This window comes from Sphingomonas sp. PSPC2-2 (assembly GCF_049897725.1).
Lineage (GTDB): Bacteria > Pseudomonadota > Alphaproteobacteria > Sphingomonadales > Sphingomonadaceae > Sphingomonas.
This window is the reverse complement of the sequence record NZ_JAFCWU010000012.1, coordinates 29,071-55,039: the sequence shown is the minus strand read 5'-3', so window position 1 is coordinate 55,039 and position 25,969 is coordinate 29,071. Positions and strand designations below refer to the sequence as shown.

23 protein-coding genes are annotated in these 25,969 nt (G+C 63.8%); 12 read left to right on the top strand and 11 right to left on the bottom strand.

The features are described from left to right. Nucleotides 1-35 precede the first annotated feature (35 nt). Nucleotides 36-680 carry an RNA polymerase sigma factor gene (locus tag ACP7BY_RS18285; protein ID WP_126845116.1) on the bottom strand — a complete coding sequence of 215 codons (645 nt, stop codon included), beginning with the start codon at nt 678-680 and terminating at the stop codon, nt 36-38. A gap of 230 nt (nt 681-910) precedes the next feature. Between ACP7BY_RS18285 and ACP7BY_RS18280 the strand changes: the two genes are divergently transcribed. Further along, entirely contained in the window at nt 911-3,142 is a 2,232-nt protein-coding gene (locus ACP7BY_RS18280; RefSeq protein WP_137903062.1) for a TonB-dependent receptor, read from the top strand. Between the two features lie 383 nt (nt 3,143-3,525). Then, a complete protein-coding gene (locus ACP7BY_RS18275) occupies nt 3,526-4,167 on the top strand; it encodes a phage tail protein (protein ID WP_033966608.1) in 642 nt (213 codons plus the stop codon). On the opposite strand, the gene ACP7BY_RS18270 is transcribed toward ACP7BY_RS18275, so the two are convergent. Beyond that, entirely contained in the window at nt 4,164-4,454 is a 291-nt protein-coding gene (locus ACP7BY_RS18270; protein ID WP_033966619.1) for a DUF6916 family protein, read from the bottom strand. The two genes, ACP7BY_RS18275 and ACP7BY_RS18270, sit on opposite strands and share 4 nt — an antisense overlap. 66 nt (nt 4,455-4,520) lie before the next feature. On the opposite strand from ACP7BY_RS18270, the gene ACP7BY_RS18265 reads away from it, so the two are divergent. Next, on the top strand, nt 4,521-5,099 hold the full coding sequence (locus ACP7BY_RS18265) for a GNAT family N-acetyltransferase (protein ID WP_137903063.1): 579 nt from the start codon (nt 4,521-4,523) through the stop codon (nt 5,097-5,099). A gap of 71 nt (nt 5,100-5,170) precedes the next feature. Here ACP7BY_RS18265 and ACP7BY_RS18260 read toward each other — a convergent pair whose 3' ends face one another. Continuing rightward, on the bottom strand, nt 5,171-6,067 hold the full coding sequence (locus ACP7BY_RS18260) for a GGDEF domain-containing protein (RefSeq protein ID WP_171010574.1): 897 nt from the start codon (nt 6,065-6,067) through the stop codon (nt 5,171-5,173). A 254-nt stretch (nt 6,068-6,321) separates the two neighbouring features. After that, nucleotides 6,322-7,608 (bottom strand): HD-GYP domain-containing protein, encoded by a 1,287-nt coding sequence (locus ACP7BY_RS18255; protein WP_137903064.1) that lies wholly within the window; start codon nt 7,606-7,608, stop codon nt 6,322-6,324. 194 nt (nt 7,609-7,802) lie between these two features. Here ACP7BY_RS18255 and ACP7BY_RS18250 point away from each other — a divergent pair, with 194 nt between their 5' ends. The 3 genes from ACP7BY_RS18250 (at nt 7,803) to ACP7BY_RS18240 (ending at nt 12,668) form a co-directional block, all read left to right on the top strand. Further along, nucleotides 7,803-8,525 (top strand): response regulator transcription factor, encoded by a 723-nt coding sequence (locus tag ACP7BY_RS18250; RefSeq protein WP_310065762.1) that lies wholly within the window; start codon nt 7,803-7,805, stop codon nt 8,523-8,525. Then, complete coding sequence (locus tag ACP7BY_RS18245) at nt 8,522-10,375, top strand: sensor histidine kinase (protein WP_033966610.1); 1,854 nt, start codon at nt 8,522-8,524, stop codon at nt 10,373-10,375. Before ACP7BY_RS18250 ends, ACP7BY_RS18245 begins: the two co-directional genes overlap by 4 nt. 946 nt (nt 10,376-11,321) lie before the next feature. Beyond that, nucleotides 11,322-12,668: a tyrosine-type recombinase/integrase gene (locus tag ACP7BY_RS18240; protein ID WP_033966611.1), complete on the top strand. Its 1,347-nt coding sequence runs from the start codon at nt 11,322-11,324 to the stop codon at nt 12,666-12,668. Between the two features lie 213 nt (nt 12,669-12,881). On the opposite strand, the gene ACP7BY_RS18235 is transcribed toward ACP7BY_RS18240, so the two are convergent. Genes ACP7BY_RS18235 through merC form a run of 5 tightly spaced genes read right to left on the bottom strand, consistent with a single transcriptional unit; the run spans nt 12,882 to nt 16,503 of the window. Beyond that, nucleotides 12,882-13,664, bottom strand: coding sequence for an alkylmercury lyase family protein (locus ACP7BY_RS18235; protein WP_231565302.1), 783 nt, complete (start codon nt 13,662-13,664; stop codon nt 12,882-12,884). A gap of 35 nt (nt 13,665-13,699) precedes the next feature. Beyond that, entirely contained in the window at nt 13,700-15,388 is a 1,689-nt protein-coding gene (gene merA / locus ACP7BY_RS18230) for a mercury(II) reductase (RefSeq protein ID WP_283214668.1), read from the bottom strand. A gap of 13 nt (nt 15,389-15,401) precedes the next feature. After that, nucleotides 15,402-15,680 (bottom strand): mercury resistance system periplasmic binding protein MerP, encoded by a 279-nt coding sequence (gene merP / locus ACP7BY_RS18225; protein ID WP_033967416.1) that lies wholly within the window; start codon nt 15,678-15,680, stop codon nt 15,402-15,404. A gap of 12 nt (nt 15,681-15,692) precedes the next feature. Then, on the bottom strand, nt 15,693-16,043 hold the full coding sequence (merT, locus tag ACP7BY_RS18220; RefSeq protein ID WP_033967415.1) for a mercuric ion transporter MerT: 351 nt from the start codon (nt 16,041-16,043) through the stop codon (nt 15,693-15,695). Between the two features lie 34 nt (nt 16,044-16,077). Further along, nucleotides 16,078-16,503 carry an organomercurial transporter MerC gene (merC, locus tag ACP7BY_RS18215; protein WP_033967414.1) on the bottom strand — a complete coding sequence of 142 codons (426 nt, stop codon included), beginning with the start codon at nt 16,501-16,503 and terminating at the stop codon, nt 16,078-16,080. Between the two features lie 142 nt (nt 16,504-16,645). Here merC and ACP7BY_RS18210 point away from each other — a divergent pair, with 142 nt between their 5' ends. From ACP7BY_RS18210 to ACP7BY_RS18185, 6 genes are all read left to right on the top strand, one after another. Continuing rightward, on the top strand, nt 16,646-17,098 hold the full coding sequence (locus ACP7BY_RS18210; protein WP_052192570.1) for a MerR family transcriptional regulator: 453 nt from the start codon (nt 16,646-16,648) through the stop codon (nt 17,096-17,098). Nucleotides 17,099-17,321: 223 nt separating this feature from the next. Next, entirely contained in the window at nt 17,322-17,600 is a 279-nt protein-coding gene (locus ACP7BY_RS18205; protein ID WP_426288258.1) for a transposase, read from the top strand. Nucleotides 17,601-18,009: 409 nt separating this feature from the next. Then, entirely contained in the window at nt 18,010-20,097 is a 2,088-nt protein-coding gene (locus ACP7BY_RS18200) for a ParB/RepB/Spo0J family partition protein (RefSeq protein ID WP_137903066.1), read from the top strand. Between the two features lie 99 nt (nt 20,098-20,196). Then, nucleotides 20,197-20,667 (top strand): DUF6878 family protein, encoded by a 471-nt coding sequence (locus ACP7BY_RS18195; protein WP_052192471.1) that lies wholly within the window; start codon nt 20,197-20,199, stop codon nt 20,665-20,667. Between the two features lie 11 nt (nt 20,668-20,678). Then, entirely contained in the window at nt 20,679-21,044 is a 366-nt protein-coding gene (locus ACP7BY_RS18190; protein ID WP_033966328.1) for a DUF6915 family protein, read from the top strand. 142 nt (nt 21,045-21,186) lie between these two features. Beyond that, a complete protein-coding gene (locus ACP7BY_RS18185; RefSeq protein ID WP_156143061.1) occupies nt 21,187-21,339 on the top strand; it encodes a hypothetical protein in 153 nt (50 codons plus the stop codon). A 210-nt stretch (nt 21,340-21,549) separates the two neighbouring features. Here ACP7BY_RS18185 and ACP7BY_RS18180 read toward each other — a convergent pair whose 3' ends face one another. Both ACP7BY_RS18180 and ACP7BY_RS18175 read right to left on the bottom strand, forming a co-directional pair. Continuing rightward, nucleotides 21,550-24,804: an efflux RND transporter permease subunit gene (locus tag ACP7BY_RS18180; RefSeq protein WP_137903067.1), complete on the bottom strand. Its 3,255-nt coding sequence runs from the start codon at nt 24,802-24,804 to the stop codon at nt 21,550-21,552. Between the two features lie 3 nt (nt 24,805-24,807). Further along, entirely contained in the window at nt 24,808-25,968 is a 1,161-nt protein-coding gene (locus ACP7BY_RS18175; RefSeq protein WP_033966327.1) for an efflux RND transporter periplasmic adaptor subunit, read from the bottom strand. Nucleotide 25,969 lies beyond the last annotated feature (1 nt).

Below are 25,969 nucleotides of genomic sequence, written 5' to 3'. Positions count from 1 at the left end.
AACGCAAGCACCGATCATCCAACGGCGCTGCTCGATCATGCTAATGCCTTTTCCGCCTGTCTTGCCACCCTTGCGTCAGGGTCAGTATCGGCCAAAGCGGCGTGCAGACGGCGTAGGCCGCGTTGTACGCGGGCCTTGGCGGTTGGCGTAGGAACGCCGTCCAGCTTGCCGACTTCATCGTGCGTCCAGCCATGGACGACGACGCGGCAGATGGACAGGCGCTGTTCGGGCGAGATCCGGGCGAGCGCGCGGTCAAGATCGATGCGGTCGGTGACCGGTTCCGGCGCGATGGGCAGGTCGGGCATGGTGTCGGTCGTGGTTTGGTAGCGTGCAATCGTCCGATCGTGCCGAAGCCGGTCGATCGCTGCATTGCGGAGCACACGCATGATCCACGTCGCGGCGGTGCCGCGTGCGGGATCGAACTGGGCGATGTTGCGCCAGATACGGACATAGGTCTCCTGCAGCACGTCTTCAGCCGCGTCACGGTTCGAAAGGATCGACAATGCCTTCGCCAAAAGGCGCGGCGCGGTGGTGTCATAGACCCGTTTGAAGGCGCGCTGATCTCCGTGACGAATGCGAAGCAGCAACAGTCCGAGGGAGTCGATGTCGCCTTGGTTCGACTGCTCGCCGGTGGCGGCGGGGGTGTCTGCATCGTCGCGCGCGCTTACCTCGTCGAACATGTCTCAGCCTCCGCTCTCATGTGCGGCCGCACTACCTAGGGCGCGTCAAACGAATCGTCAGGTCAGTGATGCCAACTCCATGTTAGTAACACTAACATAAAGATGGTGACCGTCAATCGATTTGTAACGGGCCGCGGTGTGTGTGGTGGCCCACACCGGCGCTGTGCGTCCCTTTCGTACGCCCGGGACAGCCCGTATAAGGCTCGGCGCGGGGGCGGGACTCAGGGCAAATGGCGGGTAGCGTAAAGACGCAGAGGGTGCTGCTGGTGGTGGCGTGGCACCTGCTTGCGATCTTGGCTGCAACCGGGGCCGGGGCGATGGATCGGCAAGACGACATCGTCGTGACGGCGCGAAAGCGCGACGAGAAGGCCGATGACGTCCCGATCGCAGTTACGAAAGTCACCGGAGCGACACTCGATCGACGCGGGCTTCACCAGATCGAGGATCTCAAACAACTCGCGCCCAGCCTGAATATCAGCTATTTTAATCCGCGCGGAAACTACGTTTCGATCCGCGGTATCGGTCGCAATCCGGCGAGCGACGGGCTCGAACCCGCCGTCGGGATTTTCGTCGATGGCGTGTATCTTGGTCGTCCCGGAATGGCGGTCTATGATTTGTCGGACATCGACGCGGTCGAGATTCTGCGCGGCCCACAGGGCACGGTCTTTGGAAAGAACACCACGGCAGGCGCGATCGTAATCACTTCCAGGGCCCCGACCTTTGTGCCGGAGGGAAGCGTCGAAACCTCGATCGGTACCAACGGCCTTGTGCGGTTCCGCGGGTCCGTCTCGACGGGCCTGGTCGACGATGTGCTGGCAGCGCGCCTGTCGGTCTATCACACCGGGCAGGGCGGGTGGATCGACCGGATCGACGGCGGAGGCCGACTGAACGGCACCGATCGCACGGGTGCCCGTCTTCAGTTTTTGATCGAGCCGGACGCGCGCCTGCGCTTGCGGTTGATTGCGGAATATCACGATGAGCGCGACAGTTGCTGCACGCTGGTCGCAGGGTCCTTGGGCCCTCCATCGGCGACCTACAGTGCGCGGGTTGCGGCTGCAGGCGGTAATGCGGTGCTGGGCGGCCCCGGTTATCGCACCACGGCAAACGCTCCAACATTTCTGCGCGTTCGCCAGGGCGGGCTCACCGCCAATCTTGTCTATGACCTGGGGGCGGCGGAGATCACGTCGGTGACGGGCTATCGCGCATGGCGCTATCGGGCGGGTTTCGACGGTGATCTGTCGAGCGCCGAGGCCTACACGAACGCGTCCGTGCCGACCGACGACTGGCAATTCAGCCAGGAGGTTCGCATCGCCAATCCCGGCGGCGGCAGGATCGATGCGACGGCCGGGCTCTATTACTTCCGGCAATCGCTACAATCGGCGCTTCGTCTCGCTTTTGGTGCCAAAGCGGCGAATTTCCTGGGCAATACGGCCGTGCCGCCGCCATCCTTGGTCGCCTTCAATGGTGTGACGAGTTCGACCGAAGCCGACTTGAATTCGCAAAGTGTAGCTGTGTTTGCGCAGGGCACCTGGCATTTTCACCCGAGGCTCGCGCTCACGATCGGCGCGCGTGGTACATATGAACGCAAGTCGGGCGTGATCGACCGTCCGGCCAATGCCGCCCAGTCGAGCTATCATCAGGCGCTCGCGGTCGAGGAGGTCGACCCGTCGGGAACGCTCGCGTTGACCTATGCCCGATCCCGCGATCTTCATCTCTACGCGAGCTATGCGCGCGGGGCCAAGGCCGGCGGAATCAATCCCATCGTCGCGACGGCGACGGATGATCAAATCGTGCGGCCGGAACATGCCGACAGCTTCGAGCTTGGCCTGAAATCGAGCGCGTTGGGCGGGCATGTCCATTTCGACCTTGCCCTCTTCTATACGCGGATTGGTGCCTATCAGGCGACGCTCAACCGCTTGTTCGGGGCGATCCTGGCGAATGTCGGGCGCGTTTCGACGCGCGGCGTGGAAATGGAGGCGCGGTGGCGGGCCTCATCGCGGTTCGAAATGGCCATGACCGCCGCCTATGATGATGCGCACTATGACAGCTATCCTACCGCGCCCTGCCCGCCCGAGACGCTCGGGTCTGCCAGCTGTGATTTGAGCGGCGGCCCGCTGGCGGATGCGCCGCGGTGGATCCTGAACGGGTCGGCGCGCTATACCCGCCAGATCGCGGCCAGCGGGACGGTGTCGGTCGGCTTCGACTATGGGTATCGCTCCCATTATTACGGGAATATCGACAACAGCCGCTATTCCCGATTGGGGAATGTCGGGATCGCCAATGCGCAGCTTGGCTTTACGGACGATCGATCCGGCACTTCTCTCCAACTGTGGATCAAAAATCTCGCCGATATCCGGTATCTCGAAAGCTATCCGTTGGGCGGGGCCACAATTTATGGTGCGTATTTTGGCACTATCGGCCAGCCCCGCTCTATCGGGCTGACTGCAAGCCGGCATTTTTGACGATCGCGCGGCGGCTTGTGTTGCGCTGCGGCGGCGGATGCGCAGCGTTGTTGGCCTGACGCGGATAGAATTTTCGCAACATTGCCAAATGAGCCCGGCTAACTCTAAGAAAAGTTGGAAAATCGTGGGTCGGGCACGCGGCAGCGCTCGCTAAAGTGCCACATTTCTTTAATATTAAAAATCGTGCGAGCACATCATTTCATGGTGCACCGCACAAAATACGCAAATTGCGCACAAAATTTCGTATCAAGGTCTATTGCTCTTGCCCCCGCAGGCTAATTGGCAGCATTATTGCGCGCCGCGGTGTATCGCGCGGCTTCAAACAGCGTCGCATACCTTTGTTTCTTGTCCTGTATACTCTTAACAAATCAAGGAGAATCAGTATGTCCGACCCTTTTATCGGCCAGATCATCCAGGTCGGCTTCAGCTACGCTCCGGACGGATGGTTGCAGTGTAGTGGGCAGACTATACCGCTTTCGCAAAACCAGGCGCTGTTTGCGTTGCTCGGTACGAATTTCGGTGGTGACGGCGTAAGCACGTTTGGCATTCCCGATGCGCGCGGTCGTGTGCTGGTGGGCACGGGCCAGGGGCCTGGCTTGTCCAACTATGCCCTGGGGGCAAAGAGCGGAACCGAAGCCAACCAGCTGACCCAAAGCAACATGCCGCTGCACAACCACCAGGCGACGTTCCAGGGTTTGCCAGGGATGACGTCCGCCTCGGGCAGCCTGTCTGCGCTGACTGCGGCTACAACGACGCAAGTCACGAACGCTGCGAGCACCGGAAGCCAGCTTGCCAACGGCTTCCCCGCCAGCGGGCCCAGCACGGTGAAAGTCTATGCGCCAGCAGGCTCAGGCACGACTGCCGTCAATCTCGGCGGCCTTACGGTTACTGGGGGTCCCTTCACGCCGCAGGGATCAGTCACCATCGGTTTGGCGGGTGGGACCACCCCAGTGCCCAATATCCAGCCGGTAATCGCGGTTTTCACCATGATCGCGACAGTCGGCATCTGGCCGCCGCACCCCTAACAAAAGGTCGCCTGATACAGCCGGGGCTGACCGGGCCTCGGCTGTAGCTGGCTTATGGCGATGGGGTAGGGGCCACCATTGCCACAATCGAATTCATAGGTTTCATCGAGCAGATAGACGGTTTCGGGCGATTCGAAGATGAGTGTGAAAGGTTCGCGAAATTCGTTGACCAAATGGGCCTTGCGATGGAGCCGTAGCAGCCGGACCTCGACCGGCTCGGGCACGGTCAACACGCGCACGACTTTGCCCACCCACGGTTCGAAATCTTCCGGCGTCGGCAGTTTCATAGTCATCCCCCAATGTACCGCTTCGGCGGCGTTGCGATTCATTGGTCAATGGTAAAGCCTGCCAGCATGGGCGCAACCACTCAGACGCCGGTCGATCGCCCTTTGCCGCGCTTTCCCCTTCCGCGTGCCGCGCCGCCCCAACTCTCGGCTACGCTCCAGGCTGCCGGGGTGCGGCTCCGGGCGGCGGGACGAGACGATCTCGGTTTTCTCCGTGCGCTGCACCGCGCCCTCACCGCGCCCGATTTCGTGCTGGCACCATGGGGCGCAGAGGCCCGTGAGCGGATCATCCGCGAACAGTTCGACCTGCAGCACCGCCATTTCCTCAAACAGTTTCCTCGCGCCGATTATTGGATCGTAGAGCGCGCGCAGGGCGAGACGGTGGTGCCGATCGGGCGCTATTATCTCGACCGGCACGGCAGCATGTGGCGCGCGCTGGATATGGGGTTTCTGCCCGGCCGACGCGGTTTCGGCGTGGCGTTGATCAACTGGACCAAGGCCGCGCTTGTTTCGGCGGGCAGCAAGGGATTCGATTTGCACGTGGCCCATACCAACCTTCGGGCACGCGCACTCTATCTCAAGCTCGGTTTTCGCGACATCGACCCCCCGCTAGATTTTCACCAGCGGATGATGTGGTCGGCGTGCTGAGCCGATAAATGATGGAACGGGCGTTGCGAGAGAACCCCTCTACCGTGCTATCCCGATCGCAGGGCGGTCGATCACTGCATATCGTTGTGCATCGGTGCCATTTGTCCGTCACCGAACGCAGCATAGATGCGGTTTCGGCCGGCATGCTTGGCCGCGTAGAGCGCCGCGTCCGCCAGTCGCAAGGCGCGCCTCAGTCCCTGCTGACCATCGACCATTGCGATGCCGGCTGAGAAGGTGATGGAGCCGATCGGCCGCTCGGTGACGCTGTCGATCAGATTGCGTGCGCCCAGCCGTTCGCGGACACGGTCCACTTCCGCCCCTGCGCGTTCAAGTGCATGATCGGGCAGCAATACGGCGAACTCTTCGCCGCCTAGCCGTACGACATATCCCCCGCGATTTTTTACCGAGCGGAGCTCACCGGCGATCGTTTTTAGGACGCGGTCGCCTGTCTCATGTCCAAACCGGTCATTGACTGCTTTGAAATGATCGACATCGCACAGCGCAATCGCCATTGGACGCTGTGCATGGGTCGCGCACAACTCGCCGAAGCGCCGTTCCAGACCGCGCCGGTTGGGAAGGCCGGTCAAGGGGTCTGTCTCCGATGCCTTGCGGGCTGCGCGGAGCGACGTTTGCAATTGGCTGACCTTGCTATAGCTGGCGCGCATCTCGGCCTCGGCGAGACGCGTCTGGCCAATCATCTCGCGGGTCAAACCCGCAAGGCGTTCGATCATGTCCTCCGCCGTCACCGCCGGCTGCGGCGCGCTCAGCGATTCGCTATAGTCGTTGGCGCGGTCCGCAGACGCCTTCATGATCACAAGGCAGCGATTGAGCTCACCCTCTGCCTGGGCAGCCATGGTGACCAGCATCTCCGGTGCAAGCGAATGGCGCTGTCGCCCGGCGACATAGTCCTCGATCCAGCCGTTGGAAACGCTTTGCTGATCGAGCGCCGTATCGACGTCCTTAACCAAACGTCGATCGCCACCAACGACGTAATCATGCGCGCATCCAAAGTTTAGCGGCGTCAAATCTAGGTTATGGGCGAAGAGGAAGTGACCGATCTCGTCATAGAGTTTGCGTTTATGAGAGGGTTGCGCGTCCGCCGCGACCGGGACCTCGCTAGACCATCCTCGCAGCAGCCGGGAGAGGATTTTCGGGCGCGACGGCGGGGCAGGGCGCGTGCGGAGCGTGCCCGTTGCCACGGCATTCCGTTCGGCCTGCGTGGTCATGATGCCACCGTGGCGGCGGAAAGGTCGCCGAGGGTGGCGAAGGTCGGCTGCTGTCCTGACAGCACAGCGTCGCGGACCCCCTCCCACTCGCCGGGGAACCAACGTTCCGGATCCTCGATCTCGACGACGGCATCCCCCTTCAGACCCGACGAAAGCCGAACGTCAGCTGGCTCGATGAATTGCAATTCACGCGGCAGGTAAAAGGCGCGCGCCATGGCTTCCGTCGGGCGGGTCACATTCTCAGTCAGAATGACGGCGAGGCGATTGCTGCGCAGCCGAACGAGAAGACCTATCGGATAAATGCTGATGCAGCGCATGAAGGCGTCGAGGATCTCGGGATCGAAATGTCCCGTCCAGGACCGCATCTGGGTCAGCGCCTCGGACGGGGTCCATTGGCGCTTATAGGACCGCTTGGAGGTCACCGCGTCATAGACGTCACAGATCGCGCCGATCCGGGCATGCAAGGTGATTGAGTCACCGGACAGGCGGTGCGGGTAGCCGCTGCCGTCGAGCTTTTCGTGATGATGCAGAATGACGTCGTGGACGATGGAGGACATATTGTCCTCCATCAGCATCGCATATCCATTCTCCGGATGCGCGCGGACAATCTCGAATTCGGCCGCAGTCAGTCGGCCGGGTTTCTCGAGCAGGTCGGTTGGGATTGTCATCTTTCCGATGTCGTGAAGCAAGCCGGCGAGGCCCAGTTCGCGCACGGTGTCTTCCCCGAGCTTCAAGTGCCGACCCAGCGCGATCATCAACGCGGAAACCGCTACGCAGTGCAGATAGGTGTATTCGTTCTTCTTTTTGAGGCGCGTCACTTTCAGGACAGCGGTCGGATCGTCGCCGACCGAATCACAGATATCGTCGACCACTGCCGTCATCGCCCGCCGTTCGAGCGCCTTGCCCATCCGCGCGTCGGTAAACAGACGAATTACCTCACGCTTCGATCGGTCGATGATCGCGGCAACGCGCTGTGTCTCGAAGTCAGGACGTCTCGCTGATGGTGTGGGAGTAGGGGGCGGCGGAACGTGGACGGCCGGCATTCGGGCCCGCCTGGGCTCCGGCGGGATCGCCGCAACCGTGCGCGGTGCCTTTTTAAAACCGACACCGCGACTATCGTCGATCACGACCCATGCGATGTTGCTCGATGTCAGTCGTTTCAAGTCCTTTTGAGAGGCGATGAGGAAACTGCTCTTCCAGAACGGGTTGAGCCACCACGATCCTTCCATGGAATCAACGAACATGCCGATCTCAACAGCGGAGGTGGGGACTTTGATTTTCATAGCGGTCTACCTGTGGGATCCGACATCTGCATCAGGCGATGTAGAACCCGTCCACTGCGAAACCGCTGACATGGTGTAACGGAATGTAACGCCGTCGGGATCGAGCGCCGGTGTTGTAAATAGATGTAACCAAGCCAGGGGATAGTGGATTACGGCCGCGATCGGGTGTTAGGGATCGTTAACCGGACAGGATAATGATGCGGGTCGGTGTAATCGATGATGACGAGACGGCTCTGGCGTTCATCCGGAGCGTGCTGACCGAAAGGGGGCATGTCTGCGTTCCCTTCCGCAGAGGGCGAGATTTGATCGGCACGCTGCCGCGTGACACGTTCGATTTGCTCGTCATCGATTGGAACCTGCCGGATATCGGGGGGCTGGAGATTGTTCGTTGGGCGCGCGCGAACATTGCCGTGCCGCCGGCCATGTTGATGCTTACGGCTCGGCATGATCGCGACGATATCGTCGCCGCTTTGGAGGCAGGGGCGGACGACTATATTGTAAAGCCGGAGACGGCAAAGGTCGTGGCGGCTCGGATCGACGCGGTCCTGCGGCGGACGTTGCGCCGCGATGGTGACAACGAGCCTGAAGTGTTCGGCCGCTACAGCTTTGACTCGCAGGGCGAGCAAGTTCTGTTCGACGGACGCGTGATTGAATTGACGCCCAAGGAATATGCGCTCGCCCTCCATTTTTTCCAGCGGCGAGACCGTCCGTTGTCGCGCGCCTATTTGTTGGAATGCGTCTGGAAAAGTGCAGCCGGGCTATCGACGCGCACGCTCGATATGCATGTGTCCCGGTTGCGCGCGAAGCTTCAGTTGCGATCGGAGAACGGCTACCGTTTGCAGACGGTGTTCGGTTATGGCTATCGCCTCGACACCTATGTCTCGGCCGCGCAGGACGATGTAGCGGACGCGCTGTGATCGCCTCGACACCGGATAGCGACAATCGAAAGTGGTGCGTTGTGCTGCTTTGCGCGACGACCTGTCATGCGTTCCTGGCGCTCCGCTATGTCGGCCATGTCTGGACCACCGCGCTCGGTGTGACCTTGGTGCTTGGCGTGATGGTCGCATTTTGCCTCACGCGTGCGTGCCGATCGGGCACGGAAATTCGCTGGCATTGGGTGATGCTCTGTCTCGCGCTGGTGCTCTGGGACATGGCCTATTGGGCGATAACGTGGTTGCAGGCGCATTACCCTGATGGCGCTCGGGTTTATTTCGACGAACTGTTCTTTATGCTTCGGCTGATACCGTATTTGCTAATCCTCGCCCGCGGCCAGGAACACGACGCGACGCGGCCTTATCGTTTGATCGATGGAGCACAGGCCCTGCTGCTGGCAGGCCTGCTTTTTTACCTCCTCTATCCCTCGATATTTCCGCACCAGCATGCTGCCGATCCTGCGTGGGACAAGCTGACCTCGCGATACCACGCGATTATCAACATGGGCGCCGCGGTGCTGTCGATTTTCGCAATCGCGGCGCAACCCGATCCTGTGCATCGAAGGTTCGCGATAGCATTGGCAGCGCTTCTGACGAGCTACTGGCTCGACTCTGCCCTAATGAACGGATGGGTGTTTAGGGGGCCGAATCCACCACCTCCCGGTCATGTCGTCAACGTTACGTTTGCCATCCCGTTTTTCCTGTTTCTGTTCGCCGACGCGGCCGCTGGGGAGGGGCAATGCCGGATACGACACTCCAGATTGATCGGCATGCTGATGCCGACCGCGTTCTGCGCTGCATCGATGTTCGTCGCTATCGCTATCGGGACCCAAGCGGCAGCGCTGGCCGCAGGAGCCGGGCTGATGCTCATGGGGCTTCGTGCAGCCTTGCTGCAAACAGAACTGATTCGGCTCGAACGTTTCGTTGCGCGGCTGGTCGACCATCTTCCTGATGCGATATGCGTCGTGGCACCCGACGACATCATTCGATCGGCCAATCCAGCGGCGACCCAGATCTTCGGCATGGCGTGCATCGGGCAGTCCTTTGCCGATTTACGCCGTACGCTTGGGCAATTGGACGCTGATACGGGTCAGGTGGTTACGCAGGCCGACCGCGCTTTCGTCTTGGCGGAGGTCAAGCTTGGAGGGGGTGAAAGGATCGTCCGGCTCACCGATGTCACGGCCCTGCGTACGATGGAGCGGGAGCGCGAGGACACGCTGCATTTACTGGGCCATGACATCCGGTCTCCCTATGCGGAGATATTGACCTTGCTTGATCAATCGCGCGGTGAAACCCTCCGGGTGGACTGGCTACGCCGCCATGCGCAGCGCGGCCTGGCGATGGCGGACGATTTCGTGCGCCTTGCCCGGGCGCGCACTGCGTTGCTGCGGCGCGAACCGGTCGATCTTGCTGACGTGGCGGCAGAGGCGGCGGATATGTCGTGGGCACGGGCGAAGCGGCGCCGTCTGACGTTGCGCGATGAGAGCGATCTGCAGGAGAACGGCATCTGGATTGATGGCGATCATGGCCTCCTGATGCGCGCGATCCACAATCTGCTCGATAACGCTGTGCGATTTGCTCCTGAAGGAGCGACGGTTCATTACGGTGTCCGCATGCTGGATGAAAAAGTGCGTTTCTTTGTTACCAGTGCCGGGCCCGAACTGCCTGACGATCGCCGGGCCGATCCGTTCGCGCGGTTCGGCGGCCGGGGCGACAGGATCGGGCTTGGCCTCGCGCTGGTTCACGTCGCGAGCTTGCGGCACGGTGGGACCGCCTCGTATCAGCGGGAGGGCGCTCATAACGTCTTCACTATGGATCTCCCCCTCGCGCCATAGGACCTCCCCGGTCTGGAGGGCGGGCTGGTGCAATGAAGCGCGTGGCGATTTAGCAAGTCATGGGGCGACGAGTCGGCTGACGAAATCGAGGAAGAGGCGCTCGATTATCGCGCCCGCCACGAGCGTATCGCTCGCCTGCGCGAAAACGCCGCACAGGAAGCCTTCCAATCAGGCGGCATCGTTGCCCTGATGAAATGGGCCGAGACCGGTGATGCCGGGTATCGTTTTGGGCTGGGCGTTTGCGGCCATCGCATGGCCGGGCCGATACACGGAAGTCCAGCATGGCGCGGTGCCGAGAGCGTGCGGTGCTACCGCACACTCTTGCGTTCAGCGAGGTCAACCGCGGGATCGCTATCGGCCCGACATCGGCCGTTCGGGTCGCCCACCCCGTCTCGCAACCCGCCGCTCGTTCGGTTGTTTCGCGCCATAGCAATCGCAAATCCTGTCGTGACGCTCCATTAAATATCGCCCAAAGTTTGGGGAGGAATGTGGGGGGCGTGGGCAACCATTGGCAAAATTCTGACGTGAAGCTGTATAGATAAGGCGAAATCCAAGCTCCCTCGCGAATTCGTATTCGATCGGTAGGGGCAGGCCGCGCGTGCGTTGCACTGGGCTGCGCACGAAGAATCGTCCCGGCGCGCGTTCATTAGTCGCATTCCGTCCGATGATGTTTCCGTACGTTTTCCGTACGGCCACTGCGACATTAGCTAAATCTTTGATTTTATGGTGCACCCGACTGGATTCGAACCAGTGGCCTCTGCCTTCGGAGGGCTGATTCAACGACTCCGACATGGAACGCTATCAAACGCTAGAGCGGCATAAGCTACTGTATATACAGTGTTTTTTGACATTCTGGCTTTCCTAAGCTACTCACGGGAACTCCAGCATTTCCGATTGGCTGGTGAGATTTTGGTGAGTTTTTTGGAGCCCCTCTAGCGAGGCAAGCATGGCTAAACTGACTAAGACGCTCATCGACAAGGCGGTGCCGCAAGACCGGCAATATACCTTGTGGTGCGGAGAGTTGAAGGGCTTCGGCGCCTTCATCCTACCCTCCGGTACGCGGACCTACTTCGTCGATTACCGCAACGCCAACAACATCCGCCGGCGCATGAAACTCGGTCGCCACGGCACGATCACCGCCGATCAGGCGCGCACCTTGGCAATCCAGGTGCTAGCCGAGGTCGCCAAAGGCAATGATCCGCTCGCGGACCGGAACAGCGCGCGCAAGGCCATGACCATGAAGGAGCTTTGTCAGCTCTACATGACGGAGCTGGAGCAGGGCCGCATCTTGGGCAAGGGCGGCCGGCCGAAGAAGGCGAGCACCCGCGCCACCGACATCGGCCGCATCAAGCGGCACATCATTCCGCTCATCGGTAAGAAGAAGGTCGTTCAGCTAACCAAAGCCGATGTCACGTCGATGATGAAGGACATCATCAGCGGTAAAACCAACGTCTCGGTCAAAACCGACAAACTGCGTGGCAAGGCCATCGTCCGCGGCGGCCTCGGAGCAAGCAGCCGCACGGTCGGACTTCTGGGCGGCATCCTCACCTATGCCCGCGACGAGCTTGGTATCATCGAGGTCAACCCCGCCCATGGCATCAAGAAACCTAAGGACAGCAAGCGCGACCGGCGCCTTTCCGAAGACGAATTTCGCCTGCTCGGCGCGATCCTGCGCAATGCTGCCGACGATGAACGCTATGCCGACACTGCCGGGCTCATTCGGGTGCTGGCGATGACCGGGTGCCGGCGCGGCGAGGTGATCGGTATCAAATGGACGGAAATCGACGAGCCGGGTAGCTGCTTCCGCTTGGAGGACTCCAAGGAAGGCGAATCCATCCGCGCCATCGGGCTCTCCGTTCTCGAGTTTTTCGAGCAGCGGCGCAAGCAGGCGCGTAACAGCCCGTATGCCTTTCCGGGCCGGGATGACGATAAGCCGTTCGGCAGCTTCCCACATCACTGGAAGAAAATCTTCGCCGGCACGGAGTTGGAGGACATCACTGCGCATATCCTGCGGCATAGCTTCTCCAGCCTCGCCAATGATCTTGGTTTCACCGAGATCACCATCGCGGCGCTGATTGGCCACGCGCACGGCACTATAACTGGGCGTTATGTGCATACACTCGATACTGCGCTTGTCATGGCCGCCGACAGCATCGCGGGATACATCGCCGCTCTGCTGGATGGCGTGGCGTTGAAGCGGACCAGCTACGCACTCGATCGCGGATCGCGCAAGGCTGCTCTGGCACGGTTCCTTGCCGGGTCCGATGGCGATGACATGCCCCTGGCCGCTTAGCCGGGCGGTCCAGCGCTTGAAGCGCTGGACCGCCCTCGGGGTCTCCTTTTCGCCCTCTATTCCTTTGGACAGGTCATTGGGAAGTTCGGAAGGAGGGTCGCCGGAGCAGATGGAGCGCCTCACATGGGCGGTTATCGATCACGGCGATGGACCAGCCGGCAGCGCGGACCTTTGCAACAGCGACTTGGGCCGCCGTGCCGCTACCGATGACGATCAGGTCGTAAGAATCCATGACCGCAGCCCCATTCGCATCGGCGCAAAAAGCGCGACGCCAACCTCCAGCGCTTCGGCCAGGCTTAGGCGAACACCCTCCCGGCCGTCAGTCGGGCTGTTCGCGCGCCAAGCCTCCAGGTGAATGTCGTCGCAGAAGAAGGCCTGCAAGGTGCAGAGCGAAGACGCCGCACAGCCGGCGGCATAGCGATGGCCGGACCAGACAACGATCCCCGACGGCTCGACTTGATCCAGCTCGTGACCGTCGCTCCGGGTGCGGATGGCGAGCGAGCGCGCGCACTGGCGGCAGGCTGAGCGGACGACGACATCGCGCTCCAGCATCGCGCCGATGCCGAGTGCATCGATGGCGCACATGGTGCCCATCGTGAGCCCACGCGCTTCCGCGTGATGCTCGGTCGGACCATCGGTGAACGGATAGGCGCCGTTGATCCGGCCGGCAGCGTTGAGGATCAGCAGATCGCGCACGGCCAGGCGCCGCAGCACGTCGTCGGCCTCATCTATGGTGAGCCCGGCTGCCGCGGCGACATCCGCCATCGCTGGCGCGCGCCCACTTGAGGCGTAGCCGTGCAGGACGATGCCGTGGAGTCGGCTCTCTGTCTCATCCAGCCCATCCCACTTGGAGCCGATGAAGGCCTCGACGATGGCCTTCAGGGCGTTCTGGGCCTGTGGCGTCGTGACCGTGCCCCAGTCTGGGGTGATCATGCCGCCTGGAAACTCGACGGCGGGCCTTTCGGTCGCTTCGGCGTGAGAGGTAAGAGTCATCATCAGGCGCGCTCCGTTCACCGCGCAAAAGTGAGCCTTCAACCGGCGCAGCAGGAGAGCTGCGTCACATCCTTGGAGAAGGTCTGTGCCGCGAGCTTCAAGCCTTCCACCATAGTCAGGTAGGGGAACAACTGGTCGCCCAGCTCGCCGACGGTCATGCGCGCCCGGATGGCGAGCGCCGCCGTCTGAATGATCTCGCCCGCCTCCGGCGTCACTGCCTGGACGCCAATGAGCCGGCCGCTACCCGCTTCCGCTACCAGTTTGATGAAGCCGCGCATGTCGAAGTTGGCGAGCGCGCGCGGGACGTTGTCCAAGGTCAAGAGCCGGCTGTCGGTCTCGATCCCGACGTGGTGGGCCTCTGCCTCGCTGAGCCCGACCGTGGCGACCTGCGGGTCGCTGAACACGACCGCCGGCATCGTGGCCAGGTCGAGGACGGCCTCGCCGCCGGTCATGTTGACCGCTGCCCGGGTTCCGGCCGCCGCCGCGACATACACGAACTGCGGCTGGTCGGTGCAGTCGCCGGCGGCATAGATGTTCGGCGCGCTGGTGCGCATGGCCGTGTCGATCACGACGCCGCCCTGCGCGTTGACGGCGACGCCGGCCGCCTCCAGGGCGAGCCCTTGGGTGTTGGGCGCGCGGCCCGTCGCGATGAGCAGCTTGTCAACGCGCAGGTCGCCCTGACCGGTGGCGAGCACGAACTCGCCATCGGCGTAGGCGACCTTGCTCGCCTCGGTGTGCTCCAGCACCTCGATGCCTTCGGCGCGGAAGGCTGCTGTGACCGCCTCGCCGATAGCCGGATCCTCACGGAAGAACAGGGTGCTGCGCGCCAGGATCGTCACCTTGCCGCCGAGCCGGGCGAAGGCCTGGGCCAGTTCGACCGCGACGACCGACGACCCGATCACCGCCAGCCGCGGCGGGATCGTCTCGCTCTCAAGGGCTTCCTGCGAGGTCCAGTACGGCGTGCCTTGCAAGCCGGGAATGGGCGGTATCGCCGGGCTGGCGCCGGCGGCGATCAGGCAGCGGTCGAAGGCCACGTGATGCTCTGCGCCGTCGGCCTGGCGCACGAGGAGGCTCTGGGCGTCCCGGAAGCTGGCCTCGCCGCGCAACACCGTGATGGCGGGCGTTTCGGCCAGGATGTTCCCATACTTGGCATGCCGCAGTTCATCTACGCGGGCCTGCTGCTGGACCAGCAACCGGTCGCGCCGGACCGTCGGGGAGGACGCCTCGATTCCATCGTCGAATGGACTTTCGCGGCGCAGGTGAGCGACATGCGCGGCGCGGATCATGATCTTCGAGGGCACGCAGCCGAAATTGACGCAGGTTCCGCCGATTACGCCGCGCTCGACAAGCGTGACCCGCGCGCCTTGCTCGACGGCTTTTAGTGCCGCCGCCATCGCCGCGCCGCCGCTGCCAACGACGGCGATGTGCAGTGGGACGCCGCCGGCGCCGCGTTGCGCGCCGCCCGCCAGGAAGCCCGGCGCCTTGTCGAGGACACTTGCGGGCCGGGCGCCCCCGTCGGCGACCGAGGCGCGATAGCCAAGCGTCGCGACCGTGGCCGCAAGGGCCTTGGAACTCACTCCCGCATCGGCAGCAACGTCCGCACGGGCCTTCGGATAGGAGACGGCGACCGAGCGCACGCCCGGAACGCGCTCCAGCGCCTCCTTCACGTGCGTGGCGCACGAGTCGCAGGTCATTCCATCAATGCGCAGGGCGATCGCGGCGGTCACGGGTACAGGCTCCTCAGCGCTTGACGGTGGACGGGTAGCCCGCGCCGGCCGTCGCATTGGTCAGGGCGGCGACCGTGGTCTTGGTATCGTCGTAGGTGACGACGGCCTGGCGCTTTTCGAAGCTCACGTCGATTCGCTCGACGCCGGCGACTTTGGCGAGCGCCGTCTTGACGGTGATCGGACAAGCCGCGCAGGTCATGCCGGGCACCACTAAAGTGACCGCCTTTTTCGCGGCCCAGGCCGGCGTGCTGAGCGCACCCAGCAGGGCGATTAGAGAGATGAGTTTCTTCACGGGGATTTCCTTTCAGTAGAACATGGGCAGGACATAGGGGAACGCCAGCGCGACAAAGACGAGCGCCGCGACGACCCAGAAGATGACCTTATAGGTGGTCCTGACCTCGGCCACGGCGCAGACCTCGCCGGGCTCGCAGGCGCGGGCCGGGCGGAAGATGTGGCGGTAGGCGAAGACCATGGCGACCAGCGCGGCGCCGATGAACAGCGGGCGGTACGGTTCCAGCGCGGTCAGATTGCCGATCCAGGCGCCGCTGAAGCCGAGGGCGACCAGAATGAGCGGGCCGAGGCAACAGGTCGAGGCCAGGATGGCGGCCAGGCCTCCGAGCGCCAACGCGCCGCGGCTGTCTTTCGATTCCGACAAAAGGAGTCTCCTTCCAATCAACCCCGCCATGACGCTAGCGAACAGCCGCTTGGCGGGGCGGAGCGGGCGCGTTGCACGGCGGCGCGGCAAGATCCCAGATCGCGACGACGACCATCAAGGTCAGTCCCGGATAGAGGAGCCACTCCGTCGGCCAACCGCGGGTCGCCATGAGCAAAGCCGCCGCAAGCACCAGGACCGGCCCGATGACGCTCAACGCCATTCGCGCCCACTGGCGATGGCGGAGCCCACCGACCGTATTGGCGATGATGGCGATCACAGCGAACAGCGGCAGGAGGTAATGGATGAAGACGCCTTCGTACTGGCTCAGAAAACCCAGACCCAGCGCGGCGCCGAGACTCGCGAGAGCGGGGAAGCAAGCCGCGCACCCCATGGCGGTGATGATCGAGCCGATGACGCCCGCCTTGTCGGCAGCGCGTATGAGAGGATTCTGGATGGGCATTGGATGGCCTCGGCGACTTCGATGGGACCCTCTGAGCGATGCTGCGGTCATGACCGCAGCTTGCCCAAGAGGGCTGAGGCTCGTTAAATACGATCTGTAGCGACTACAGAGTCAAGCCCCGAATTGAAAGGCGTAGAGCAGCATGGCGGACACCGCGATTCAGATAGGTGAACTCTCCCGACGCACGGGCTGTAACATCGAGACGATCCGCTACTACGAGCGGATCGGCCTGATGCCTCCGCCACCGCGGCGAGGCCGCTATCGCTGTTACGGTGGCGGGGATGTCGACCGGCTCGGATTCGTGCGCCGCGCCCGGGAACTCGGCTTCACGCTCGATGAGGTGCGGGCGTTGCTTGGCCTGGCGGCCGGCGGAAACGCCACCTGCGCAGAGGTGCGCGACTTGGCCGCTGTTCACCTGAAGGACGTCCGAACGCGGATCGCCGATCTTAAACGGATGGAGCGCGTCTTGGCTGAGTCGGTGCGGGCCTGCGAGGCCGGACAGGATCCTGGCTGTCCGCTGATCCAGACCCTCTACGCACGCGATCGCTCGACCGAAGGGATGCCGAACCGCTCGACTCAACTCCCGAACGCTTGAAAGCTGCCCGATGCGAGCGCGACGCCATCACGGTATCAGCGCGGATTAAGCGCGGCGCGATGAACAGCGAACACTTCCGCCCCACTCAGTCCGTTTATGACGAAGGGAGCGACACAATCCGTTGTTCCGCAGGCGAAACACTCCGACCATCGGGCAAGCACACGCGTAATCGAGCGATCCGTTACAGAACGGGGGCGTGCAAGACGTGCGCTATAAAATCGCAATGCACTCCAGGCGCACCGCGCACGATCCACCGCCTGTTCGATCAGGCGGCGCTCGATCGGATGGAAGCCCGTATATAGCCGATCCAGATCTAATGAGGATCAGGCGCTGCACCGTTGAGCATCCGTTTGGCACAATCAAACGAATGTCGGGTGGCGGCAGGTTCCTAACACGGAAGTTGAGAGCGGTGAAAGCGGAAGCGGCCCTGTCGATCCTGGCATTCAACCTCCTCCACGCCATGAATGCCTTCGGGCATTGGAAAATGACCGGGGTCGCCTGATCCGTTCGGCCCCTCGGTCCGGATCTTCGGCGGGGGTCACTGCGAGTTTCAGCACAGCCTGCCCCGCAACGCCCCCAACTGCGCGCGGATTTCAGTGGTGCGCACACTGGCGGCCGCAGCCGCCGCCAGAGGTCGCGCTTCCTGTCTGGACCGCGCATGCGCTCTTGGCTCGGGCCGGAGGGCACGGCGGCGGCTGGCCCCCAGGCCCGCGCGCACGCCGCCGCGCCGGCCGGCTTCGCCAAGGGCGCCCCTTCTATCTGCCGCCTTCGGCGCCGCGACGAGGCGGGACGTGCCGACGCATCCTGTCCGCACCGCATCCGCCTCAGGAAGAGGGAGAGGAGGGCAGCCCTGCGGGTGGCGGGTGAAGGTCTGGAGAGAGTCTCCGGCCCACCCGCCATGGAGAAACGTCATGGCTAAATCTCAACCCAGGCTGGTCCTCGACCCGGTCCAGGCGATCCCGCTCGACCGGATCGACCTGTCCCAGGCCAATGTCCGGCGCATCAAGAATGGTGTCTCGATCGAGGCGCTGGCGGACGACATCGACCGTCGCGGCCTGCTTCAGTCGCTCAACGTCCGCCCCACGCTCGACGCCGACGGTCACGCGACCGATCGGTTCGAGGCGCCGGCCGGCGGTCGACGTTATGCGGCGCTGCAGCTCCTGGTGAAGCGTAAGCGGCTCGCCAAGGACGCCCCGGTGCCGTGCGTGGTGAAGGCAGCGGATGGACCGATCTCGGCCGAGGAGGACTCCTACGCTGAAAACGCCATGCGCGAACGGCTTCATCCGCTCGACGAATTCCGGGCGATGCGGACGCTCAACGACAAGGGCGACGATGCCGAGACCATCGCCGCGGTGTTCGGCACCACCGCCGCGGTCGTGACCCAGCGGCTCAAGCTGGCTTCGGTCTCGCCCACGCTGCACGACGTCTATGCCGCCGACGGCATGACGCTGGACCAACTCATGGCTTTTGCGGTCAGCGAGGACCATGAGCGCCAGGAGCAGGTCTGGGATCTGGGCAACCATGGCTACACCATGGCGCCCAGGTTCATTCGCGATCGCCTGACCGAAGCCAGTGTTCGCGCCGCCGATCGCCGCGCGCGCTTCGTCGGTCTCGACGCCTATGTCGCAGCCGGCGGCAGCGTGATGCGCGACTTGTTCGAGGATGATGATGGCGGCTGGCTCACCGATGTCGCCCTGCTCGAACGGCTCGTCGACGAGAAGCTGAATGCCGAAGGCGAACGGGTCGGCACCGAAGGTTGGAAATGGGTCACGGTGTCGCGCGAGCTGCCCTACGGGTTCCAGCGCGGCCTGCGGGAGATCGACGGCACCCGTCCCGAACTCAGCGAAGCCGAGCAGGCCCGTGTCGACGCAATCCATGAGGAGGCTGGGGCGCTTGAGGACGAATGGCAGGATATGCCGGAGCTCCCCGAGGAGATCGAGGCCAAGATCGACGCGCTCGACACCGAACTCGCGAGCCTGGTCGAACGTCCACTGACCTACGATGCCGACGAGCTCGCCCGTGCCGGTGCGTTCGTCACCTTCGACCAGCGCGGCACCCTGTTGATTGAGCGCGGCTATGTGCGGCCAGATGACGAACCGCAGGTCGAGCAGGAGCCTGACCCGGTCACCGGCGAGGTCGCGGCGAACGATGCGGCGATCGAGCCCAGCCAGCCGGGCGAAGGCAGCAGGCCGGCACACCCCGCGCCATCGGACGACAGCGACGAGGAGTTGGTCAAGCCGCTTCCCGACCGCATCATCTGCGAGCTGACCGCGACGCGCACCGTCGCGCTTCAGGACGCCTTCGCGCAGAGTCCGTCGATCGCCTTCGCCGCGGTGCTGCACGCCATAGTCCTGTCGACCTTCTTCCTCGCTAGCCGGGAGTCCTGCCTTGGCATCTCGGTCAACCGCGCGGTGTTCGCCGCCCAGGCGCCTGGTCTCAAGGACAGCCCGGCGGCGAAGGCGATTGCCGAGCGGCACGCGCGCTGGCGTGACCGTCTGCCCAAATCCGACAAGGAGATCTGGGACGCGCTTCAGTTGCTCGACGGCTCGGAGCAGGCCGCTTTGTTCGCGCATTGCGCGGCCTATGCGGTCAACGCTTGCTGGGAGCCGGCCCCGAAATACGACAATGGCCGCACCTCAGCGCACACGATCGCACGCCGGATCGACCATGCCCATGTCCTCGCCCGCACGGTGGGACTCGACATGGTCGCGGCGGGCTGGGCACCAACTGTCGAGAATTATTTCGGCGGGATCACCAAGCCGCGCATTCTCGAAGCGGTCGCCGAGGCCAAGGGTCCGCAGACGGCGGGCCTGATCGAGCATCTGAAGAAGGACGACATGGCGCGCGAGGCCGAACGCCTCCTCGCCGATGCCGGCTGGCTGCCCGAACCGCTCCGCACGCCTGTGATCGACGATCCGGCGGACGATGCCAGCAGCCTTCCGGCCTTCCTCGCCGACGATGTCGACCAGACGGCCGATTACGCCGTCGCCGCCGAATAACGGCACCGGGCGGGGCGGTTGCGGCCGTCCCGCCTTCTTTTCCCGAACCCCATCGAGCCCGGCCCAGCGCCGGGCTTTCGCGTTTCAAGGAGATCCATCATGACCGACGAAATCCCGGCTCCGGCGTTCGACCCGGAGGATTTCATGGCCCGCTACCAAGCCTATGAGCAGCGCGCTGCTGAATTGCATCCTGCCAACAAGGCCGTGCTGCTCGCAGCGCTCGGTGACGCCGGCATCAGCTGCGTCACCGTCAGTTTCAATGGCTATGGCGATAGCGGCCAGATCGACAATATCGAGGTGAAAGCCGGCGACGCCGATGCCGAACTGCCGGCGACATGCGTCGAGGTCGCTTCGACCGAATTCGGCTCGGAGGAAATCACGCGCCTGAGTCAGCCGCTCGCCAACGCCATCGAGAGCTTCTGCTTCGCCCTGCTCGAGGAGAAGCATGCCGGATGGGAGAATAATGAGGGTGCTTATGGCGAATTCATCTACGACGTGTCTGCGGGCACCATCGTCTTCGATTTCAACTATCGGATCGAGACGTGTGAAAACCACAGCTACGACATTTGAGGAGGCACGCGATGGGACATTGTTATCATCACGCGCTTTCCTCGGTGCGCAAATGGGGCGGCGAACCCGAGGATTATCTGCCGCTCCACCAGTGGTTCGACGAGCCGTCGAAGCTGATCACCGCCGACTTTCGGCACCGGGCACTTCGCCATCACGCCGAGGGCGTCTTCATGCTCGAACGCTTCTTCGGCGCGACGATCACCGTGTCGACCGGCCGTATCGTCCCGGTCCGTCTGATCGGCGAACAGCATGTGATCGAGGATCTTGGCGTCGTGCCGAGCTTCGCCGACTGGGTGCGGTGCATCCGGCCCGAGCCCTGGATGGGCCGTGCCCAGCCGATTCACAAGCTGGTCGATCCTTTTGCGATCGCCGCCTGATCTCACCTCCCATAGTTCAAACTCGAAAGCCCGGCCCCGTGCTGGGCTTTCCGTCTTTCGAATTGTATGAAATCGTCACGTCGCCGTTCAACAGGTCCGGACTCAAAGACCTTTTGCGACAACGTCGCGTCAGGAAGACAAGATGGACGACGACTTGCTCGATGCGCTGAACCTTCTGCTCACCCGCGACGATGACGGACGATTGTTCGATTGCGAAGCGGACGAGGGCGGATACCGATCCCAGGAGTTGGAAGACGCGCTCAAGACCATCCGCGCTGCTCTCGGCAAGTCCTGACCGGAATGAATTCCTGATCGGTTTCCACACCTATCTTGGCTGAAGGCATGCCGCCGATCACGACGGCGGGTTGTCATGCTGGTCCCGCAAAGCATAAGCGCCTGTGCGGCGGAAGCCGCATGGGCCGGGCGTTAAGACCACACTTGAGACATGGGCCGACCCCTTTGGCCGCAAGCGGTTTGGACATGCGCGTCGGTCGCCCGGCGGCATTCATATGCTTGGAGCCACAGGACCGACGGGATGGTGCGCAGTCGGCGCTGCGCCCGTTTCCCCCTGGTCATCGTGCGACCGCGGCAATTCTCGCCGACCATATCGCGCATAGAGCGTTGGCAGCACGAACAGCGTCAGCAGAGTCGCCGAGATCAGTCCGCCGATCACCACTGTCGCCAGCGGCTTCTGAACTTCGGCGCCGGCCCCATGGCCAAGCGCCATCGGCACGAAGCCGAGCGACGCTACAAGTGCCGTCATCGCGACGGGCCGGAGCCGGGCCAGGGCGCCGTCACGGCTCGCCGTCACTCGATCCACGCCGTTGCGCATCAAATCCTGGATCGAAGTCACCATGACCAGCCCGTTGAGGACCGCGATGCCGGATAAGGCGATGAAGCCCACGGCGGCCGAGATCGAGAAGGGCATGCCGCGCAGCACGAGCGCCAGGACGCCGCCGACCAGCGCCAGCGGAACGCCGGTGAACACGATCGCGGCATCGCGCGCCGAGCCGAGCGCGCCGTAGAGCAGCAGCAGGATCAACGCGAAACAGCCCGGCACGACCAGCGCGAGCCGCGCGCGCGCCGATGCGAGATTCTCGAACTGGCCGCCCCATTCGAGATAGATGCCCGCCGGCAACCGCACGTCACGCGCAATCGCCGCCTGCGCTTCCGCCACCACGCTCGCGACGTCGCGACCGCGCACGTTGGCCTGGACGACGACCCGCCGCTTGCCGTTTTCGCGGCTGATCTGATTGGGGCCGTCGTCGATGCGGATATCGGCGACGCTTGCCAACGGCACCGATGCGCCGGAGGGCGTCGGCACGGGCACCTGCCCCAGTCTCTCGAAATTGGCGCGATCGACGTCGGACAGGCGGATGACCACGGGGAAGTGGCGATCGCCCTCGAAGATGACGCCGGCCTCGCGACCGCCGACCGTCGCGGCAATGGCCGCCTGAACGTCCTTCGCGGTGACGCCGAGGCGGGCGGCCGCATCGCGGTTGAAGGCGATATCGAGCATCGGCAGGCCTTCGGTCTGCTCGACCTTCACGTCCTCGGCGCCTTTGGCCCGGCGCAGCACGGCGGCGACCTTGTCGGCGACATCGTTCATCTGGCCGAAGTCATCGCCGAACACCTTGACCGCGACATCGCTGCGGACGCCGGCAATCAACTCGTTGAAGCGCATCTGGATCGGCTGCGTCACCTCGTAGGAATGGCCCGGAACGCCGGCGAGCCGTTTCTCGATACGCTCGACCACGTCTGCCTTTGCCTCGCTCGGATCGGGCCATTGATCGCGGGGCTTGAGCATGACGAAGGTGTCGGTCGCATTCGGCGGCATCGGATCCGACGCCAGCTCGGCCGTTCCGGTCCGCGAGAACACCGTCTTGATCTCGGGCATTCCGGCGAGGGCCTTCTCGATCTGGAACTGCATCTTCTGGCTCTGCTCGACCGACGTGCCCGGCACGCGAAAAGCGGACACGAGAACATTGCCCTCGTCGAGCTGGGGCAGGAACTCCTGGCCCAGCGTCAGATAGCCGCCGGCCGCAAGCGCGAGCGATGCCACGGCGACGCCAATCGTGAGCTTGGGGCGGCTGAGCGCATGGTCGAGGCCCGGTTCGTAGCGCCGGCGCAGCCATCCGACGATCCGCCCTTCCTTCTCCTCCACCGGTTTGCTCAGCCAGACGGCGATCGCCGCCGGCACGAAGGTCAACGAGAGGATGAAGGCGAATAGCAGCGCCATGATGACGGTCAGCGCCATCGGCTCGAACGTCTTCCCCTCCACGCCCTGGAGAGTCAGCAGCGGCACATAGACGATGATGATGATCGCCTGCCCATAGACCGAGGGACGGATCATCTCGCGCGCGGCCTGGGCGATCACGGACAGGCGCTCGCCGAGGTCGAGTTGCCGACCATGGCGGTGCTGTCGCTCGGCGAGGCGGCGAAGTGCATTCTCGACTATGATGACGGCGCCGTCGACGATCAGACCAAAGTCCAATGCGCCGAGGCTCATTAGGTTCGCGGAGACGCCGACGCGGAGCATGCCGAAGCTGGTCAGCAACATCGTGACCGGGATGACCGCTGCCGCGATCAGCGCCGCGCGAAAATTGCCGAGCAGCAGGAACAGGACGACAATGACCAGCACCGCGCCTTCGCCCAGGTTGCGGGCGACGGTCGAGATGGTCGAGTTCACCAGTGCGGTGCGATCCAGCACGGGCTCGATCACGACATCAGGCGGCAGCGACGGGCCGATCTTGCGCAGCCGTTCGCCCACGCCGGTCGAAACGGTGCGGCTGTTCTCGCCGATCCGCATCACGGCGGTGCCGGTCACCACCTCGCGGCCATTTTCCGATGCCGAGCCGAGGCGAATGCCCTGGCCGAGACGGACCTCGGCGACCTGCCCAAGCAGGATCGGCACGCCGTCGCGGGTGGCGATCACGGTGTTGCGAAGCTGGGGGATGCTGCGGATGCGGGCGTCGGCACGCACCGCCAACCCCTCGCCATTGCGATCGACCACGCCAGCCCCGATCGCGCTGTTATTCGCTTCCAGCGCCTCGCCAAGTTCGGCCAGGCTGAGCTTGAGCGCGGCGAGTTTCTGGACGTCGGGCACGACAAGATATTCCTTGTCGAAGCCGCCGAGTAAGTCGACGCCGGCGACACCCGCGACCGACTTCACCTGCGGTGCGACAATCCATTCCTGGACGCTGTGGAGGTAGGTCGCCCGGTCGGCCTCGCTGACGAGGCGGTCCCCTTCGGGCGTTATATAGCTGCCATCGGGCTGGATGCCGGGTTCGCCGGGCTTGTGCCGCTCATGGCCACGCTCCTGATAGTGGAGCGTCCACATGTAGATGTCGCCCAGACCCGTCGCGATCGCGCCCATTTCGGGCGTGACCCCGGCCGGCAGCGCCTCCTTCAGGTCGTTGAGCCGCTCGGCCACCTGGGCCCGCGCGAAAAAGATGTCGGTCGTATCGGAAAAGACCGCCGTGACCTGAGCGAAGCCATTGCGGCTCAGCGACCGCGTGCTCTCCAGGCCCTTGATGCCGGCAAGCGCGGTCTCGACGGGAAATGTGACCTGCTTCTCGATCAGCTCGGGCGCAAGCGCCGGCGCCCGCACATTGATCTGCACCTGATTGTTGGTGACGTCCGGCACCGCGTCGATCGGAAGTTGCCTGAGCGACGCAATCCCGATGATGGCAGCAACGACGGTGAGCAGCAGGACAAGCCAGCGCCGCGCGACCGCAAGGGTGACGATACGTTCGATCACGGCTCAGTCCTCGTCCCCGCCCGCACTCTTGCCGAGTTCGGATTTGAGGGTGAAGCTGTTGGCCGACGCAACCTGTTCGCGCCCGGTCAGGGCCGAGACCACGACGATCGTGTCGCCCGACTGGGCGCCGAGCGTCACCGGCGTTGCCCTGAAGCCGTCCTCGGTCCGGACGAACACGACGGATTTGCCGTCAATCGTCTGGATCGCCGTCAGCGGCACGCGGATGCTGGTGTCGCCGTTGCCGGCGAGCTGGATCGCGGCGGTCACGGATTCGCCGACCCGCCACTCACCGGCTCGATTGTCGATGGTCGCCACGACGGGAACGAGCCGCGTCTGCGGGTCGAGCGCGGGCGAGACGAAGGTGACGCGGGCCTGCGCCGTCCGCCCCGGTGCCGTCACCGCGATAGCCGCGCCCGGTCGCACCCGGCTTGCGTCCGTCGGTGACAGCGACAGCGAGAGGGAAACGGTCGACAGATTGGCGACGCGGAACAGTTCGGCATCGGCCGCCACGGTCTGGCCGAGCATGGCGTTCCGGCCAATGACCTGGCCGGAGATCGGCGCGACGATGCCGACGCGGTTGAGTGATCCACCGCCGCCGCCGGTGGCGGCCAATTGCTGGCGCGCGAGGCGAAGCGCGATACTCGCTTCCGTCGCCGCGGTGCGCGCCGCAATCAGATCCTGCTCGGGCGACACGCGCTCGGCATAGAGGCGCTGCTCGCGGGCATAATTCGACTGCGCGAGCGCGAGACGTGCGCGCGCCGCCTCGACCTCGCCCTTAAGCGAGGCTGCCTCGCGGCTCTCGATCACCGCCAGCGTCTCGCCGCGCCGGACGGCCTCGCCAAGATTGCGGTTGAGCGCCACCACCCGCCCGGCAATCGCGGCGGACACGATTTGCGTACCTTGCGGGCTGCCCTCGACGGTTGCCGGCAACTCGATCGCGCCGCCATTCCCGCCGACGGTCGGATGCACGATCTCGATTCCGGCCGTTCTGATCTGGTCGGCCGACAGCTTGACTGTATCTGCCTTCTTGCCGCTCTCGCCCTTGGCTTCCCCGGCCGCCTCGGTCTTTTCGCCGCTATCCTCCTTAGCGGCATGCCCGCCACATCCGGTGAGCAGCACGGCGAGGAGGAGCGGCGGGACCGCCCGGAAACGGGATGACGTCATC